Source organism: Micromonospora okii, from assembly GCF_020884795.1.
Classification (GTDB): Bacteria; Actinomycetota; Actinomycetes; order Mycobacteriales; family Micromonosporaceae; genus Micromonospora; species Micromonospora okii.
This window is the reverse complement of record NZ_BBZF01000024.1, coordinates 115,333-132,458: the sequence shown is the minus strand read 5'-3', so window position 1 is coordinate 132,458 and position 17,126 is coordinate 115,333. Positions and strand designations below refer to the sequence as shown.

Genomic DNA, 17,126 nt, shown 5'->3' with positions numbered 1-17,126 from the left:
CCCAGGCGATGCCCGCGCCGAGCCGCTGGTCCTCGATCAGGGACGACGCCCACCCGGGGTGGACGGCGAGGTACCAGTCGGGGGCGATGACGGTGGTGGTCTGCATCAGGACGAGGCCGAAGAAGCCGTGCGCCATCATCGCGGCCAGGTGGACGAGCACCAGGATGGGGTGCGGCACCCGGCGGCGGCCGGGGTCGACGCCGATGAGCACCCAGAACAGCAGGTACCCGGCGAGGACGAAGTGGGCGAGCATGGCCAGGTGACCGAGGTGGGAGCGCATCAGCGGGCCGAGCAGGTCGCTGAAGTACAGGCCGAAGAGGCTGCCCGCGTAGACGACCAGGGCAACGGCGGGGTGGGTGAGCAGCTTCGCGGGTCGGCTGTGCAGGGCGAGCAGCAGCCACTCCCGCGCCCCGCGCACCTCCGGGTCGGCGGGGCGGCGCAGCGCCCGCAGGGCCAGGGTGATCGGGGCGCCGCCGACGAGCAGGATCGGCACCAGCATGGACAGCACCATGTGCTGCACCATGTGCGCGCTGAACAGCACGTACGCGTAGCGGGCCACCCCGAGCCCGGTGATCGCGGCGAGCACGGCCATGCCGGTGAGCCAGCTCGCGGTCCGGGCGAGCGGCCACGCGTGCCCGGCCCGGCGCAGCCGCCGCACGCCGGCCAGGTAGCCGGCGACGCCGAGGGCGACGACGGTCAGCACGAACATGTCCGGCAGCGGCTGACCCAGCAGACGCCCGGGGGTGGGTGCCGCGGGCACCGGGAAGCCGAGCAGCTCGGTGAGCGGATCGGCGTCGAGCGGCTTCGCGGCGACCGGGGTGGGGCTGCGCGACAGCGCCACCGCCAGCCCGAAGGTCGCCGCGAACACGACCATCTCACCGGCGGCCAGCCGGACGAACGCCCCCGGCCGGCCCGCCCGCAACGCGGGCAGCGTCCGCGTCCGGTGCGCCGCGCCGAGCAGGCCCAGGACCGCGAGGGCGACCAGCTTGCCGAGCACCAGCCAGCCGTACGGGGACCGCCAGAGTTGATCCGCCGGGCCGAGGCGTACCGCCGCGTTGGCGATCCCGCTGATCGCGACGGCGACGAAGCAGCCCAGCGCGAGGCGGCTGTAGCGGGCCGCCGCGCCCGCGAGGTGCCGGCTGCGGCAGATGGTCAGCAGGGCCACCAGGGCGCCGACCCACAGCGCTGCGGCGAGCACGTGCACGACCAGGCTGGAGACCGCGAGCTGGTGGTCGCCGGCACCGGCGGCGTGCCCGGTGAACGCCGGAGGCACCACCGCGACCAGGGCCAGCGCGGCCACGGCGGCCGACAGAACCCGCGAGACGCCCGTCCGGGCCAGGATCGCCACCACCAGGGCCAAGCCGGCCTGGAGCAGCATCGCCTGCCCCTGCGAGATCGACGTGGCGAAACTGAGCACGCTCGGGGCGCCCAGCCGGTCGACCGGCACGCCCAGCAGGTCCGACACGGTCAGCACGAGCAGGAGCGCAACGACCGCCGCCCAGCCCAGGGCCGCCGCGCCAGCGCGGCGCAGCAGCAGCCAGCCGTACGCCGACACGCTGGGCCCGTCCCCGGGCAGCAGGAACGCCGCCGTCACCGCCAGCCCCACCGTGACGGTGCCGAGCCCGTCGCCGAGCAGCCGGACGACCGGCAGCGCCCAGGTCGTGACCGGCCCGGGGTCCGGCAGGCCGGGGATCGCGGCCACCAGCGCGCCGCCGGCCCGCAGCCCCAGCAGGAGCACGGCCACCGCCGAGGCGGCGGCCGTGGCGGCGACCAGGGCGCTGCGGCCGGTCGGCCCGGCGGTGGCCCGCCGCTTCGGCCGGGGACCGGGCCCGGGATGCCCGCCCGACACCGGAGGGGCCGGGAGGGAGACGCTGTCCGACACGTTCGTGACCTCGATCCGCTTGTCGCCCGGTCAGGACGCCCGGTTCGACCGCCGGCGGGTCAGGGCGACGGCCCCGGCAGCGATGATCAGGGCCAGCACGATCCCGCCGCCGACCAGCACCAGCGAACCGGGCCCGTCGTCGGAGCCGGGGGCCGCGGCGGTGGGGCCGGTCGGCCCGGCGGACGGCACGTCGGCGGGGGCCGTGGTGGCGGGCGCGCCGGTGCCGGCGGCGGGGTCGGCGACGGTGAAGCGGTACGAGCCCTGCACCGGGTGCCCGTCGACGGAGACGACCCGGTAGGCGACGGTGTAGGTGCCGTTGCCGAGGGCCTGGTCGATGGCGACGGTGCCCCTGGCGTCGGTCACGACCGTCTCGCCGGTGGCCACCTCCTGCTGGGCGGTGTCGGACAGGGCGATGGTGGTGAAGGCGGGGTTCAGCTTCTCCACGAAGTCGAGCGTGATCTGCTTCGGCGGCGTGGTGAGCCGGGCGCCCTCGGCCGGGGTGGCGGACGTCAGGCTGTTGTGCGCGGCGGCCGGAGAGGCGGGCACGAGCAGCACCACCGCGCTGAGCGCGGCGGCCAGCAGGCCGGCGACGGTCGAACGGGCACGGGTACGCATGTCTCTCCTGTCGGTTCAGCCGAGCAGTCGCTGGCCCGTCCAGCCGCCCTCCGGCCAGCCGGGACGCCGGCGAACGGCTCGGCCACGGCAGTGAACGTGTGGGTGCGGCCGTCGGCGGAGGTCGGGGAGAGGATGAGCTCGTCGCCGGCCTCGAGCGCCTGCCTTCGCCCAGGGGCCGCACACGCCGAGCGAGGTCGCCGGGCGGGCGAGCCGGCGAGTCCTGGTGCTGGGCATGACGCGATCCCCTCGGAATGTCGGTGTCGCACCATTGGTCGGCCCGGCGCAGCCGTCAGTTCCCGCCGGCGCGGTAACCCTTGTCACTTCCGGTCACCGCGCTGGCGTCGCCTTAGCTGAATACCTGTCGGGCTGCGGACGCCGCCGGCGCACTCGCGCCCGGCTTCGGCGTGGGCGCGACCGCCTCGGCGTGCGACCGGCCCGGTAGGCGACGAGGGACTGCACGCGGCGCAGCCACGCCTGTAGCCTCGGATGGCCGGCCTGCTCGGCGCAGAGAACGGCGGTGCGGGCCTGGAGCATGGCTGAGCGGGCGTCGGCCGTGTCGTGGGAGAGTTTGCGACTCGACCTCGCCGCAGCATCCTTGCTGCCTGACGCCTCGTTACTGCCTCTGTTCGCTGACTCCACTCACAGGTGGCAAATCCCTTGCCGGTCGGGCTACGGATTGCGACGCTCCGTCGGTGATCGACAAGCCTGGAATTGACGAGCGGTTGCTGGCGGCTGAGGTGGCCGCCGCCTGGGCCGTGGACGTCGCCGATCTCGTGTTCATACCGGTCGGGCTCGACGGACACGCTTGGGCGTACCGGGTGGACACGTCCGACGGCGGGCGTTACTTCCTGAAGATGCGCCGAGGCACGTTCACCCGAGCAGCCGTCCTGTTGCCCGGCTTTCTCCGCGCGCAGGGCGTCAGGCACGTGGTGGCCCCGATCGACCCTCCAGGTGGCGGAGCCGGTCGCACGTTCGGCGACCATCAGCTACTGCTCTACCCATTCCACGACGGCGGCAGCCTGTGGGGCCGCGGCCTCACCGACCGCCAGTGGATCGAGTACGGCGAGTTCCTGGGTCGGCTTCACGCGGTCACACCGAACGCCGACATCGCCGCCGTCCTGCCGGCCGAGACCTATCGGTCGAGCGCCGGTGAGCGGCTGCGGTCCCTCAGTGGGCAGGCTGCGGCGAGCGAGATCCTCGGCGCTTTCTGGGACCGTTACGGTGCCGCGCTGCACCGGCTGTCGGAAACAGTCGACGACCTCGCCTCTCGCGTGACGCAAGCCCAACACGTCATCTGCCACGCCGACATCCACCCCGGCAACCTGATCGCTGACGGCGACGGACCACTGCACGTCGTGGACTGGGATGCGCCGATCCTCGCACCGCGCGAGCGGGATCTGATGTTCGTCTACAGCCAGGACTTCGGCGACCACCCGATCAACGCGCACCGCGCCGAACTCTTCCGTCGAGGCTATGGGCCGCTGGAACCGGACCCGACCCTCCTGAGCTACTACCGCAGCGAGCGGCACCTCGACGACGTCGCCGTGTTTCTGCGGAGCATTCTCCACTCCGAGGCCAGTCCGGAATCTCGCGCCAACGACCTGTGCTGGCTGACCCGCATCGCAGAGACCGTCGCCGACGCCAGATACGCGCCCTGATCTGCTCCCAACCGGCCACCCGCCCGCCCGGCCGGCAAGAGCCTCTGCATCACCTTCGCTCGGCAATCTGACCAGGTGGAGCGCGCTGCGAAGTTGGGGCCGCGCAAGCTGGCTGATCTCGTCCAGTGGCGGTCCGGGTTGAACACATTGCTCGCCGATCAGTTTCCGCCGCTCAGCTGGTCTAGTCTGCCGAGACCACTGACGGAAGGCATGGCGCTATGCGGAAACTGATCTACGGCATGAACCTGACCCTGGACGGCTACATTTCCGCGCCCGGCGGCGACCTTGGCTGGAGCGAGCCAAACGACGAGTTGTTCCAGTGGTGGCTCGATCAGGAGCGGGCGATCAGCCTGTTTCTGTATGGGCGTCAACTGTGGGAGAACATGAGCGCCTACTGGCCGACCGGTGACCAACAGCCGGGCGCCACCCCGGCGCAGATCGAGTTCGCGCGGAACTGGCGGGACACGCCGAAGGTGGTCTTCTCCTCGACGATCGACAAGGTCGACTGGAACGCTCGCCTGGTCACGGGCGACGCGATCGCCGAGATCACCCGGCTCAAGGCCGAGGACGGCGGGCCGATGAGGGTCGCTGGCGCAATGCTCGCCGGGGCGGCCATGCGGGCCGGGCTGATCGACGAGTACGAGATCGTCACCCATCCGGTCCTCGTGGGCGGCGGCGAACCGTTCTTCAGCAGGCTGGACGGCTGGGTAAACCTGAACCTCGTGGAGACGCGGACGTTTACCGGCGGCGTGATCCTGACCAGGTACGAGACGAAGCGCTGAGCGCGGTTCCTGCACGAGGAGCTGGTCCGAGGGAGCGACAGCACGCCCCGGAGCAAGGTCGAGCAGCAACGCTCTCCGGGGCTGGCGTGGCCCGTTCACGCCGTTGCACGGCCACGCAAGCCCAGCGCTCGCCGCACCGGCCCGCCCATCGACGCGAAAGCGTACTCGCAGGCCCGACGCGTTGCTTTCGATAATCATCGTGCAGGATGCAGCGGTGGCGTCGATCTACCGGACCTCTGCGGGCAGGGACAGCATCCGCCAGTGGTGCGAGCAGCAGCTGAGTGCCTGGCCGATCCTGCACGATCGACACGTGATCCGCGCGCAGGGCGAAGACACGCACGTCGTCGTCGCTGGCACTGGCCCGGTCACGGTCGTGTTCGTCGCTGGTGACCGCTTCAGCGCAGCCGCCTATCTGCCGCTGCTCACGGCACTGGCTCAGCGGCACCGGGTGGTCGCTGCCGACATTCCGGGTCAGCCTGGGCTGAGTTCCGGTGCGGCGGGTGCCGCCAGCGGCAGGCTCACCTGGTACGGGTCATGGCTGGGAGAGGTCATTGAGGAGGCCACCACCGGGCCGGTCGTGGTCTTCGGGCATTCGTTCGGTGGCGCTGTCGCGCTCGCCGCAGACCATTCGCGGATCCGGGGCAAGGTCGCCGTGGCTCCAGCAGGGCTCTGTCGGCTCAGGGTCACGCCTCGTGTCCTACTGGCGTTCCTAAGCTGGCTGGCGCGGCCACGGGCAGCTTCGAGCCTTCGGTTGCTGCGCATCCTGTCTGCCCCCGGCCGAGCGCCCCGCGCCGAGCTGGTGGAGTGGATGACGCTGGTCGCCCGACATGCACGTCCGGTGAGTTCCGATGACCTCGTACCGGCGGCAGCTCGCACGATGCCGACCCTGATCGCAAGCGGAGACCAGGACGTGTTCCTGCCCCCGGCCCGACTGCGCTCAGCGGCGCAACAGCGGTGCCATGTCGATGCCGACATCATCCCCGCCGCCGGCCACCTGGTCACCGACGAGCACCCGGACCAGCTCGCCGCTCTGGTCGCCCGGCTGGTCAACTGACCGGCGACACTCAGCCACCCCGCGTCGGGCACGATGTGACGGTAGGTGCCTGCCACTGCTGCGGACGGCGGCTCCGGGTGGCATTCGGCTACACAGGTCAGCCGATCGACGCAAGAATATATCCGCAGGCCAGAGGGTGCCATTGGCTGATCTTCGAGGTGCCCCCGGCAGGATTCGAACCTGCGACACACGGTTTAGGAAACCGATGCTCTATCCCCTGAGCTACGAGGGCGCGAGGGCCTAGTCTAGCGACCTGGGCGTTCACCTGGGGTGGCAGGGAGTGGCCCACGTTCACCCACGTCACCCGGACCCCCGTTTGCCCAGCCCAGGACCACAGCTCGAGCACACGAACCCCCGTTTGCGACCGGCGGTCGGCTGCGGTGACGCGTGTTGGCTCCGGTTGGCCCGGGCTGGCATCCGCCGGCGAGCACACGTCGCGCACTTCATCGAAGATCACCTAGAGGGGTCTCCACAGCAACACGACGTAGCCGTGGCCCCCTCTTCCGAACCGGTTCGCCCGTGTAGCCCGCAGATCGAACATCAAGTGACCGCGTACCAAACGCACCTGGCGCCGCAGATCGAAAGCCAATGTCCTCGCAGATCGAAGATGTGGTCGTTACGATGACGCCGTGCCCACACCGCACCTGATACCCCGTCGCGCCGCCGCACAGGTAGATGCTGCCCTGGCGGACACCCGCGTCGTCTTGATCAGCGGAGCACGCCAAGCAGGCAAGAGCACCCTCGTTCGCCTCGTGGCCGGCGATCGTCTAGCCGAGCGCCGCGATCTTGATCGGGCCCAGGACCGGGCGGCGGCGACCGCCGACCCGGTCGGATTCGTGGACTCCTCCGAACTCCTGGTCATCGACGAGATTCAACGCGCTCCAGAACTACTGCTGGCCATCAAGGCAGCAGTCGACGAGGACCCCCGTCCGGGCCGGTATCTGCTCACCGGCTCGTCACGGTTGTTCGGCATGGTCGCCGCCCCGGACGCGTTGCCCGGCCGGATGGAGACCGTGGAACTCTGGCCGTTCTCCCAGGGAGAACTCGACGCTGAGCCGGACGGATTCATCGACGCCGTCTTCACGCTCGGTCCGGACCTGCGACACGAGTCGGACGTGACCCGCGCCGACTACGCGGCCCGAATCGTGCGGGGCGGCCTGCCCGAGGCCACCACCCGTACCGACCCGCGCCGCCGCCAACGCTTCCTCGACGCCTACGTCCAGGCGCTCATCGACCGCGATGTCCGGCAGCTGTCCGACATCCAGCACAAGGGCGAACTACGCAAGCTCGTACGCCTGCTTGCGGCCCGATCCGCGACCATCATCGCCGCCAACTCCCTCGAATCCGCACTCGGGCTCAGTCGACCGACGATCGCCCGCTACCTCCAGGCCCTGGAAGAGATCTTTCTGATCAAACGGATCCCGGGCTGGTCCCGCAACCTGGGCACCCGGGCCACCGCCGCGTCGAAACTGATCTTCGTCGACTCGGGCATCGCCGCCAACGAGATCGCGACCGACGCCCGGGCACTGCTCCGGCCGGGCGCGCCGTTCGGCCCGCTGCTCGAATCATTTGTGCTGTCCGAGCTGTCCCGGCAGCTCACCTGGTCCGAGCAGCTCGCCGACCTGTCCCACTACCGCGACCAGAGCAGGTATGAAGTCGACGCGGTGCTCGAGAACCGAGTTGGGCAGGTGGTCGGGATCGAAGTCAAAGCAGCCACCACCGTCGGACCCGACGACTTCCGCGGGCTACGCCGGCTCGCCGAGCGCCTCGGCAATGACTTCGTCGCCGGCATCGTCCTCTATACCGGAACCTCCACGCTGCCGTTCGGCGACAGACTCCGCGCCATGCCGGTCAGCACCCTGTGGCAGACTCCCGCCCCGACAGCAGACTGACCTCGCCCGCAGGTCGCTCCTCAGCCGATCAGGACCGCCGAGGACTGAAAGGGCGTGGCATCGACGACCGAAAGGGGCATGGTCTGCTGATCTTCAGCAAGCGATCGCAGATGGACCGCGCAGCGACCGCCACACGAGGCCTAGAAGCGGAGAGCGCAGGTCATCAACCTGCGAACACAAACGGAGCCTCGGGTAGGAAACCGATGCTCTATCCCCTGAGCTACGAGGGCGCGAGGGCCTAGTCTAGCGACCTGGGGGTTCACCCGGGGTGGCAGGGAGTGGCCCACGTTCACCCACGGCACCCGGACCCGTGTTCGCGCAGCCCAGGACCACAGCTCGGGCACACGACCACGATCGGCTGCGCGCCGGCTTGAGGCTTTCACCACGAACGCCGGCACCCGGTCCGCCGGCCGTCACCCGGCGAGCAGGTAGCCGAGGACCGCCACGCCGCCCATCACGACCAGCGCGCCGCCGGCGGCCAGCAGCACGGCGTCCCCCGGGCGGCCGAGGTGGGTGGGCAGCCGGACGGCGCGGTACCGGCGTCGAGCCAGGATGGCCACCGCGACGGCAGCCGGAACGCAACCCAGCACGAGCCCTCCGGCCAACGGATGACGCGGCACCAGCTCCCGGCCGACGGCGACGAGCACGGCGGCGGTCGCCAGCGCGGTACGCAGCCAGGCGAGCAGGGTCCGTTCGGCCTGCGCTCCACGGTCGGCGAGCGGCGGGGACGGCATCAGATCGACACCACGACGGCAATGGTCACACCGGCCACCACCACTCCCGCCGCCGAGACGAGCGCGACGGGAGTGGACGGCAGCGGCAGCTGCTGGCGCAGTGCCCGCTCGTTACGGCTCCACCGGGGAAACGCCTCGGCGGCCACCACGACGGCCAGCACCGCGAGCACGGCCGCCGCCCACCGCGAGCCGTCCGCGCCGAAGGCCCGGACCGCCGCGGCGGCCACCATGAGGCCCAGAGCGGTACGCAGCCAGGCCAGGAACGTGCGTTCGTTGGCGAGGGTGAAGCGCGGGTCCGGTTCCGTGCCGACCTGGTAGACCCGACGCGGCCAGCGGCGGTCGGCTGGTCCTGTCCCGTCGCCCGGGTCGGCCGACGTGGCGGGTGCCCCGTCCCCTACCCGGCGACCGGCGCCGGGGGCTGCCACGGCGTGTCCCCGCATTCCCGTTGGACGCGGGCCAGTTCCCCGGTGAGCGCGGCCCGGACCGGAGCGTAAGCCGGGTCGTCGTAGACGCTCCGCATCTCCCACGGGTCGGCCCGCAGGTCGAACAGTTCCCACTCCGGTTCCTGCGTCGTGGCGGCGGTGCCGGGCAGGCCGAGCCCGTCGGCGTAGTAGTAGACCAGCTTGTGGTCGTGGGTGCGTACGCCGTAGTGCGCCCACACGTGGTGCTCGGCGTCGTCGTGCTCCCAGTAGCGGTAGTACACCGACTGCCGCCAGTCGTCGACGTTCTCGCCGCGCAGCAGCGGTCTCAGGGAGCGCCCCTGCATGCGGTCGTCGGCCGGCACGCCGGCGTAGTCGAGGAACGTCTGGGCGAAGTCGACGTTCATGGCGAGGGCGGTGCTGCTGGAGCCGGCCGGGATCTCCGCCGGGTAGCGGATGAGGAAGGGCATCCGCAGCGACTCCTCGTACATGAACCGCTTGTCGTACCAGCCGTGGTCGCCCAGGAAGAAACCCTGGTCGGAGGTGTAGACGACGATGGTGTCGTCGGTCAGCCCGTGTTCGTCGAGGTAGTCGAGCAGCCGGCCGACGTTGTCGTCGACCGAGGCGACGCAGCGCAGGTAGTCCTTGATGTAGCGCTGGTAGGTCCAGAGGGCGGCCTCGTCCGGGGACAGGTGCGGTGGCAGCATCTCCTTGACGTCGTCGGCCGTCAGGTCCCGGTCGATGCGCATCCGGGCGGCCCGGGCGGCGGCAGCGTGCCCGCTGTGGTCGTCGTCGAACGAGCCCGGCACGGCCACGTCGTCGACGTACAGGTCGCGGTGCTTGTCGTCGGGCTCCCAGTTGCGGTGCGGCGCCTTGTGGTGGACCAGCAGGCAGAAGGGGCGCTGGGGGTCGCGCTGGTCGAGCCAGTCGACGGCCAGGTCGGTGATGATGTTGGTGCAGTAGCCCGGGCGGACCCGCTCGGTGCCGTCCATGCCGATGAAGACGGGGTCGCGGTACCGGCCCTGGCCGGGCACGACCTCCCAGTAGTCGAAGCCACGGGGGTCGTGTTCCGGGCCGTGCCCGAGATGCCACTTGCCGACCAGGGCCGTCTGGTAGCCGGCCCGGCGCAGCAGTTCCGGGAAGACGAGCTGCCGGTTGTCGAACTCGGTCGACAACGTCTGCACGCCGTTGACGTGGTTGTAGGTGCCGGTGAGGATGGTGGCCCGGCTGGGCGCGCAGAGCGAGTTGGTGCAGAAGCAGTTCTCCAGCAGGGCACCGCCGGCCGCGATGCGGTCGATGTGCGGCGTCTCATTGATCTTGCTTCCGTAGGCGCCGACCGCGTGTGCGGCGTGGTCGTCGGCCATGATGAAGACGATGTTGGGTCGCAAGGATTGTTCCTTTCTCCTGCGACTGGCGCTCAGGAGGCGTACGCGGCGGCGTCGTAGTAGGTGCTCGGGTCCACCGCGTCCGGCAGCTTGCCGAGGTCCTTGAAGAGGCCGTTGAGGCCGCCGAGCCAGCCGGCGACGGTGCCGTCGGTGGACTTGGCGGCGAGCTCGGCGGAGGTCAGGAACCGGGCGTTGGTGGCTTCGGCGCGTAGCTGGTCGACCGGCGCCGACTTGAGGAACTTCGCGGTGACCTCGACGGCCCGGTCCACGTCGGCCGCCCGCTCGTCGTTGGCCGCCCGCAGCACCGCGAGCACCTTCTTCACCAGGTCCGGCTTGCCGGTCACCACGTCGTTGCGCCCGACGTAGGCGGACGGGAAGCTGATGTCCGGGTAGAAGTCCTCGTTCTTGGCCAGCTCCGCGAGGTTCGGCACCCGCTTCTTGATCGTGCCGATCAGCGGGTACCAGATGCCGGCCGCGTCGATCTGGCCGGAGCCGAAGGCGGTGACCACGGTGCTGGGGTCCATCGCGACCTTCTGGACGTCGTCGATGGAGAGCCCGGCCCGCCGCAGCGCCAGGCGCACGATCATGTCGCCCGAGGTGCCCTCCGGCACGCCGATCTTCTTGCCCTTGAGCGCGGCGACGGAGGTGATGCCCGGCTGGGCGATGACCCGGTCGGCGAAGCCGAGGGAGTTGACAGCGACGACCCGGGCCTTGCCGGAGGCCGGCAGCCACAGCGCGCCCGGACCCACGTAGCCGAAGTCCAGGTCGCCGGCGCCGAGCGCCTGCACCTGGAGGGGGCCGTTGGTGAAGACCTTCAGGTCCGGCTTCAGGCCGTGCTGGGCCCACAGCTTCTTCTCCTGGGCGATCGCCATCAGGCTCGCGCCGGTGAAGTCGGCGATGTAGCCCAGCTTGACCGGCTCCGCACCGCCGCCATCGCCGGCTCCGGGCTGCTCGTCGTCGCCGCAGGCGGTGAGTGCTGCGGCGGTGCCGAGGCCGACGAGGCCGGCAAGGACGGCGCGACGGGACAGAGGGCTCATAGCGATGCACCTTCCGAAGATGTCTGGTGGTAGACGGCGCGCCAGACCCGGTTGCGGATCTGGGAGAACTCAGCCGAGAGTCGGACGGCCTCGGTACGCGGGTACGGCAGGTCCACGTCGATGACCTCGTACACCCGGCCCGGCCTGGCCGCCATGACGACGACCCGGTTGGCGAGGTAGACCGCCTCGTCGACGTCGTGGGTGATGAACATGACGGTGCGTCGCTCGGAGCCCCAGGTGGCCAGCAGTTGGTCCTGCAACTGCACCCGGGTGAGGGCGTCGAGCGCGCCGAAGGGTTCGTCCATGAGCAGGATGCCGGGATCGACCGCGTAGGCGCGGGCGATCGCGCAGCGCTGCCGCATGCCGCCGGAGAGCATCCGGGGCAGCGCGTCCGCGAAGTCGGTGAGGCCCACCAGGTCGATGAAGTGCTGCGCCCGGCGACGCCGCTCGGCTCGCCCGACCTTGGCGATCTGGAGACCGAACTCGACGTTCTGGCGCACGGTCAGCCAGGGGAAGAGCGCGTACTGCTGGAAGATGACGCCCCGTTCCGGGCTGGGCCCGTGCACCGGCCGCGAGTCGACGAGCACCTCGCCACCGGTGGGGTCGACGAGGCCGGCCGCGATGTTCATGAGGGTCGACTTGCCGCACCCGGACGGCCCGACCACGGTCACGAACTCGCGGTCGGCGATGTCCAGGTCGACGTCGCGCAGCGCGTGGAACGGTTGCCCGCCCACGTCGTAGGTGCGGCTGACGGAGCGGAAGGAGATCTTCTCGGTCATCGGCGTTCCTGCCATCCGGTGAGGCGCTTCTCCGCAGCGAGCAGCAGTCGGTCCATGATCAGACCGAGCACGCCGATGGTGATCAGGCCGACGAAGATGCTCGGCAGGTCGTAGTAGATCTGGGCCTGCTGCATCCGGTAGCCGAGGCCCTCCTGCGCGGCGATCAGCTCGGCCGCCACCAGGGTCGCCCACGCGGCGCCGAGGCCGACGCGCATGCCGACCAGGATGAACGGGGTGGAGGCGGGGACGACGACCCGGCGGAACACCACCGCGTCGTTGGCGCCGAGCACCCGGGCAGCGTTGATCATGGTGGAGTCGACGCTCACCACGCCCTGGAACGTCGACACGACGCAGGACAGGAACGCGGCCAGGAAGATGACGAAGATCTTCGGCGTCTCCCCGATGCCCATGAGCAGGATGGCCAGCGGGATGACGGCCAGGGGCGGGATCGTGCGGAAGAACTGCACGTAGGGCTCGATCAGGCCGCGCGCCGTCCGGTACCAGCCCATCAGGAAGCCGACCGGCACCGCTAGGGCGCTGCCGAGCGCGAATCCGATGAGCACCCGGCGCAGGCTGGCGAGGCTGTCGTCGAGCAGGGTGCCGTCCGCCGCGAGCTCACCGAAGCGGACGGCGACCGCCTGCGGGCCGGGCAGGCCCGACACCCCGGCCCGGGCGAGTGCGGTCCAGACGCCGATGCCGAGCACGACGGCGAGCACGTTCCACACCGGCAGCGGTACGGCGCGACGCGGCGGTGCCGCGCGGGTTCTCTCCGCCCCACGGGTCGGGGGTGGCTGAACGTCTATCGGCACAGTAGCCCTCCGCGGCCCAGGTCGGATGTCGGCGTCGGTGCCCGGCAGGGCGACGCTCACGGTAAGGGAATCCTTCGGCACCAGGTTAATCTTGTCAACCCTTCGGACTAATTTGCCCGTGCCGGCCGGGCCGCGCAGGGTGCCTCGCACCGCGTCCGCAGGACGTCGGGAGCTGGAACGTCGACAGCGTACGAGGCCCCGGGGCCGGTAACAACGCTGGCCCGACTCGCGTAACCACCCGTTCATTAATGTTCAGCCCATTGACGTATTTAGACCGGTCGACCAGACTGCGGCGTACCGAGCCATCCCCAGCCGCCCGGCGACCCGGGCGACGGACGAAGGAGTCCCGTGCCGATTCCACGCTCCCGCCCCAGACCCGGATCGAGACGCCGGACCATCGCGGCGCACGTCGCCGTGCTGATCGCCGCCACGCTCGTCGCACCCGTCACCTCCGGCGCCCCGGCCGCCGCCGACACCCCGCCGGTGAACCTGGCCCGCGCCGGCACCGCCACCGCGTCGAGCGTCGAACTCGACCGGGCCGATTTCGTCGCCGCGCACGTCAACGACGGTGACCGTGGCACCCGATGGTCCTCGAAGTACCAGGACGACAACTGGGTGCAGGTGCGGCTGGCGACCCCCGCCACGGTCGACCACGTCGTGCTCAACTGGCCCAACGCGTGCGCTCGCGACTTCACCCTGCAGACCTCGGCCAACGGCACCACCTGGACCGACGTCGCCCGCCTCCAACGCGACACCTGCCCCCGCACGGACGTCATCGTGGTCGACTCGGCGCAGCCGGTGTCCCACGTGCGGATGCAGGGGCATCGGCGGTGGGCGGCATACGGCTACTCGATCGCCGAGTTCGAAATCTGGAACGCCCCGGCGCCGGCTCCCGCCCCCTCGCGGGGCCTGCTGCCCAAACCGGTGTCGATGTCGGAGACCGGCGGCACGCCGTACACCCTGCACCGGGACACGCCCATCGTCGCCGTCGGGCCGCAGGCGACCGCACCCGCGACCTATCTGGCCCGGCTCCTGCGCCCGGCCACCGGCTACGGGCTACCGGTGGTCAGCCAAAGCTCCGCACCCGCACCCATCGTCGTCGAGGTCGGCGCCGGCAAGGGACCGGCCGGGCAGGCCGCCGAGGGGTACCGGCTGACCGTCACCAACGCGCGGGTCCAGATCAGCGCCGACACGCCGAACGGGGCGCTCAACGGAGTGCAGACACTGCGGCAGCTCCTCCCCCAGTGGGTGGAGTCCGACACCGTCGTCGACACCCCGTGGACCGTGCCGGCCGTGACCATCTCCGACTACCCGCGCTTCGCCCACCGCGGGATGATGCTCGACGTCGCCCGCAGCTTCTACCCCGTGCACGAGGTCAAGGCGTACATCGACGCCGCGGCACAGTACAAGGTCAACCGCCTGCACCTGCACCTGACCGACGACCAGGGCTGGCGGATCGCCGTCGACAACCCGGCCGACAACCCGGCGGGCATCGACTACGGCCGGCTCACCTCGGTCAGTGGACGCACCGCCATGACGTACAACGACAACGGTCAGCTGATGGGCACCGAGCTGGGCGTCACCGGCTTCTACACCAAGGCCGACTACGCCGAGATCGTGCGCTACGCCGGCGAGAACGGCATGACGGTCGTGCCGGAGATCGACATGCCTGGGCACACCAACGCGGCGTTGCACGCCGTCCCACAGCTCAACACGGCCGGCGCCGCGCCGAAACCGGCACCCGGAGCACAGACGGCCCCGGCCAACGGCACCGGCAACGTCGGGTACTCCACCCTCGACGCCGCCAGCACCGTGACGTACGAGTTCGTCACCCAGGTCCTGACCCAGATCGCCGCCATGACCCCTGGTCCCTACCTGCACATCGGCGGCGACGAGGCCCATGTCACCAGCCACGCGAACTACACCACGATGGTCAACGCCTTCACCGCGAAGGTCGCCTCGCTCGGCAAGACCGTGGTCGGCTGGAACGAGTACGCCGGTACCGCGCTGCCGCAGAACAAGGCCGTCGTGCAGTACTGGAACGGCGACCGCACCGCCGTCGCCAACGCGGTGAACGGGCGCGGCGCCAAGGTCGTCCTCTCCCCCGCCCCCCACACCTACGTGCCGCAGAAGCAGGACTCCCGCCAGCCGCTCGGCGCCACCTGGGCCTGCGGCGGGCCGTGCGGACTGGACCGGCACTACAACTGGAACCCGGGCACCTACATCCCGAACATCGCCGAGACCAGCGTGCTCGGTGTCGAATCGGTGCTCTGGGGCGAGTTCATCCGCCGCCTCGACCAGGCTCAGTACTACAGCCTGCCGCGCCTGATCGCCACCGCGGAGGTGGGCTGGACGCCGCAGGCGCAGCGCGACTACGCCGACTTCACCACCCGCCTGTCGGTGGCCGGGGGCCGGTTGACGCTCCAGGGCGTCAACTTCTTCCCCACCGCCGACGTGGCGTGGCGTCGGCAGGCGATCGGCCGGGCGACCACCGCGACCGTCGGCGCACCGGCCGCCGCCGCCTGGACGGTCACCGCCCCCGGGGCCGGCTCCGCCGACCTGACCGCCACGGTCACCTGGAGCGACGGGCGGGTGGAGACGCTGACGCCGACCGCCACGCGCGAGCCGAGCATCACGGCGATGCGGATCAACAGCGCGTTCACCGTGTCGTCCCGGCGCACGTTCGGCGCACCGGGAACGTACACCGGGACGCTGTCGGTGCGCTCGGCCGGACTGCCCCCGGTCGAGGCGCCGCTGACTGTCACCGTTCGCGCCGCCTGACCGCCGACCGGCGCCGTCACCCACCCCGTGACGGCGCCGGTCGCTGGGGCCGTACGTCGTGCCGCGACGCGGGCGGAAAGCGGGGATCGGTCATGATGGTGCGGTGATCGAACGCCCGGATGCCATGCAACGCGTGCGGCTCGCGCACACCGAGGCCCTGCTGGCCCAACTCCGCAGCGCCGGCCCGCTCAGCCGGGCCGAGCTGATCCGGCTGACCGGGCTGTCGCGTACCACGCTGTTCGACATCATCGGCGACCTCATCGCCCGCGGCGTGGTGGTCGAGCGCGAGCCGCAGCTCTCCGGCCACCGTGGCCGCGGGCGGCCGTCCACCACCGTCAGCCTCAACCCGTCCGCCGGTCGGATCATCGGCATCGACCTCGGCCGGGCGACGATCACCGTCATCGTCGCCACCCTCAGCCACGACATCCTGGCCCGCGGCAGCCGTGCGGTCGCGCTGACCGCAGGCCCGGTCCGGCGCGCCAACGCCACGATCAAGCTGATCGACGACCTCGTACACGGGCACGGCATCGACCTGCGCGCGCTGGAGGCGATCGGCCTCGGTCTGCCCGGCCTGGTGGGCGGCCGGGGTGGCCCGGCCGACGACAGGCCCTCGGTGGCCGCGAAGCAGATCAGCAAACGGATCAAGGAGCGGTACGGCGTCGCCGTCGTCACCGACAACAACTCACGGCTGGCCGCGCTGGCAGAGGGCACCTGGGGTGCGACCCGGGACGTGCGGGACGCCATCTACGTCCGGTGGAACGACGGCGTGGGCGGCGGGCTCATCGTCGACGGCCGGCTCGCCCGGGGTTCCCACGGGGCCGCCGGCGAGATCGGCCACGTCAGCGTCGAGCCCGACGGCGCCCCCTGCCCGTGCGGCGGTCGGGGGTGCCTCGAACTGCTGATCCGCCCGTCGGCCCTCATCGAGCGCTGCGCCCGCCGTGGCGTGACCGTCGCGGACCCGGCCGACCTGGTGGCCCGGGCGCGTGCCGGGGAACCCACCGTCGAGAGCGAGGTACGGCACGCCGCCACGCTGCTGGGCCGGGTGCTGTCCGGGATGGTGGTCCAGCTCGACCCGGGGAAGGTGGCCATCGGCGGCATCCTGGCCCAGGCCGGCGAAACGGTCCTCGGTCCGGTGCGGACCGCGATCGGGCAGTTGGCGATCCCCCGCCACCCGCGTCCCCTGGACGTCGTGACCGCCCAGTTCGGCGACGACGGCGGCGCCCTGGGCGCCGTCGCCGCCGCCCTGCGGCTCAAGGTGAGCGAACCCCTGCCGGCCCTGCCCACCGCGTAGGCCGGCGG

Annotated in this window: 14 protein-coding genes and 1 tRNA gene; 6 read left to right on the top strand and 9 right to left on the bottom strand. The window is 71.2% G+C overall.

Translation table 11 applies throughout. The features are described from left to right. Both LPU43_RS23695 and LPU43_RS23690 read right to left on the bottom strand, forming a co-directional pair. Window positions 1–1,882 (bottom strand): bifunctional copper resistance protein CopD/cytochrome c oxidase assembly protein (locus LPU43_RS23695; protein ID WP_229402717.1); only part of this gene is annotated, 1,882 nt, incomplete at its 3' end. 30 nt (window positions 1,883–1,912) lie between these two features. After that, window positions 1,913–2,497, bottom strand: a complete 585-nt coding sequence (locus tag LPU43_RS23690) for a copper resistance CopC family protein (RefSeq protein ID WP_229402716.1) — start codon at window positions 2,495–2,497, stop codon at window positions 1,913–1,915. Between the two features lie 692 nt (window positions 2,498–3,189). Between LPU43_RS23690 and LPU43_RS23685 the strand changes: the two genes are divergently transcribed. From LPU43_RS23685 to LPU43_RS23675, 3 genes are all read left to right on the top strand, one after another. Continuing rightward, window positions 3,190–4,155 carry a phosphotransferase enzyme family protein gene (locus tag LPU43_RS23685; RefSeq protein WP_229402715.1) on the top strand — a complete coding sequence of 322 codons (966 nt, stop codon included), beginning with the start codon at window positions 3,190–3,192 and terminating at the stop codon, window positions 4,153–4,155. Between the two features lie 218 nt (window positions 4,156–4,373). Beyond that, window positions 4,374–4,937 carry a dihydrofolate reductase family protein gene (locus LPU43_RS23680; protein ID WP_229402714.1) on the top strand — a complete coding sequence of 188 codons (564 nt, stop codon included), beginning with the start codon at window positions 4,374–4,376 and terminating at the stop codon, window positions 4,935–4,937. 214 nt (window positions 4,938–5,151) lie between these two features. Beyond that, complete coding sequence (locus tag LPU43_RS23675) at window positions 5,152–5,991, top strand: alpha/beta fold hydrolase (RefSeq protein ID WP_229402713.1); 840 nt, start codon at window positions 5,152–5,154, stop codon at window positions 5,989–5,991. Between the two features lie 159 nt (window positions 5,992–6,150). On the opposite strand, the gene LPU43_RS23670 is transcribed toward LPU43_RS23675, so the two are convergent. Continuing rightward, window positions 6,151–6,223 (bottom strand) — tRNA-Arg (locus LPU43_RS23670). Window positions 6,224–6,620: 397 nt separating this feature from the next. On the opposite strand from LPU43_RS23670, the gene LPU43_RS23665 reads away from it, so the two are divergent. After that, on the top strand, window positions 6,621–7,883 hold the full coding sequence (locus LPU43_RS23665; RefSeq protein ID WP_229402712.1) for an ATP-binding protein: 1,263 nt from the start codon (window positions 6,621–6,623) through the stop codon (window positions 7,881–7,883). A 413-nt stretch (window positions 7,884–8,296) separates the two neighbouring features. Here the strand turns inward: LPU43_RS23665 and LPU43_RS23660 are convergent, their stop codons facing one another. The 6 genes from LPU43_RS23660 to LPU43_RS23635 are packed head-to-tail and all read right to left on the bottom strand — an operon-like array spanning window position 8,297 to window position 12,953. Beyond that, window positions 8,297–8,617: a DUF202 domain-containing protein gene (locus LPU43_RS23660; protein ID WP_229402711.1), complete on the bottom strand. Its 321-nt coding sequence runs from the start codon at window positions 8,615–8,617 to the stop codon at window positions 8,297–8,299. After that, window positions 8,617–9,042, bottom strand: coding sequence for a YidH family protein (locus tag LPU43_RS23655; protein WP_229402710.1), 426 nt, complete (start codon window positions 9,040–9,042; stop codon window positions 8,617–8,619). The genes LPU43_RS23660 and LPU43_RS23655 overlap by 1 nt, the downstream gene beginning before the upstream one ends. Further along, the gene (locus LPU43_RS23650; RefSeq protein WP_229402709.1) at window positions 9,012–10,424 is read right to left on the bottom strand and encodes a sulfatase family protein; all 1,413 of its coding nucleotides are present in this window, start codon (window positions 10,422–10,424) and stop codon (window positions 9,012–9,014) included. Before LPU43_RS23650 ends, LPU43_RS23655 begins: the two co-directional genes overlap by 31 nt. 29 nt (window positions 10,425–10,453) lie before the next feature. Beyond that, window positions 10,454–11,458, bottom strand: a complete 1,005-nt coding sequence (locus LPU43_RS23645) for an aliphatic sulfonate ABC transporter substrate-binding protein (protein ID WP_229402708.1) — start codon at window positions 11,456–11,458, stop codon at window positions 10,454–10,456. Further along, on the bottom strand, window positions 11,455–12,237 hold the full coding sequence (locus LPU43_RS23640; protein WP_229402707.1) for an ABC transporter ATP-binding protein: 783 nt from the start codon (window positions 12,235–12,237) through the stop codon (window positions 11,455–11,457). The genes LPU43_RS23645 and LPU43_RS23640 overlap by 4 nt, the downstream gene beginning before the upstream one ends. Then, window positions 12,234–12,953 carry an ABC transporter permease gene (locus LPU43_RS23635; RefSeq protein WP_229402706.1) on the bottom strand — a complete coding sequence of 240 codons (720 nt, stop codon included), beginning with the start codon at window positions 12,951–12,953 and terminating at the stop codon, window positions 12,234–12,236. Before LPU43_RS23635 ends, LPU43_RS23640 begins: the two co-directional genes overlap by 4 nt. A 441-nt stretch (window positions 12,954–13,394) precedes the next feature. Here LPU43_RS23635 and LPU43_RS23630 point away from each other — a divergent pair, with 441 nt between their 5' ends. Then, on the top strand, window positions 13,395–15,827 hold the full coding sequence (locus LPU43_RS23630) for a family 20 glycosylhydrolase (protein WP_229402705.1): 2,433 nt from the start codon (window positions 13,395–13,397) through the stop codon (window positions 15,825–15,827). A gap of 103 nt (window positions 15,828–15,930) precedes the next feature. Beyond that, a complete protein-coding gene (locus LPU43_RS23625) occupies window positions 15,931–17,118 on the top strand; it encodes an ROK family transcriptional regulator (protein WP_229402704.1) in 1,188 nt (395 codons plus the stop codon). Window positions 17,119–17,126: the final 8 nt, after the last annotated feature.

Bases quoted from the DNA above. Each gene is read 5' to 3' on its own strand.
- LPU43_RS23690 (WP_229402716.1), bottom strand. From the start codon at position 2,497: ATGCGTACCCGTGCCCGTTCGACCGTCGCCGGCCTGCTGGCCGCCGCG.
- LPU43_RS23680 (WP_229402714.1), top strand. From the start codon at position 4,374: ATGCGGAAACTGATCTACGGCATGAACCTGACCCTGGACGGCTACATT.
- LPU43_RS23660 (WP_229402711.1), bottom strand. From the start codon at position 8,617: ATGCCGTCCCCGCCGCTCGCCGACCGTGGAGCGCAGGCCGAACGGACC.
- LPU43_RS23645 (WP_229402708.1), bottom strand. From the start codon at position 11,458: ATGAGCCCTCTGTCCCGTCGCGCCGTCCTTGCCGGCCTCGTCGGCCTC.
- LPU43_RS23640 (WP_229402707.1), bottom strand. From the start codon at position 12,237: ATGACCGAGAAGATCTCCTTCCGCTCCGTCAGCCGCACCTACGACGTG.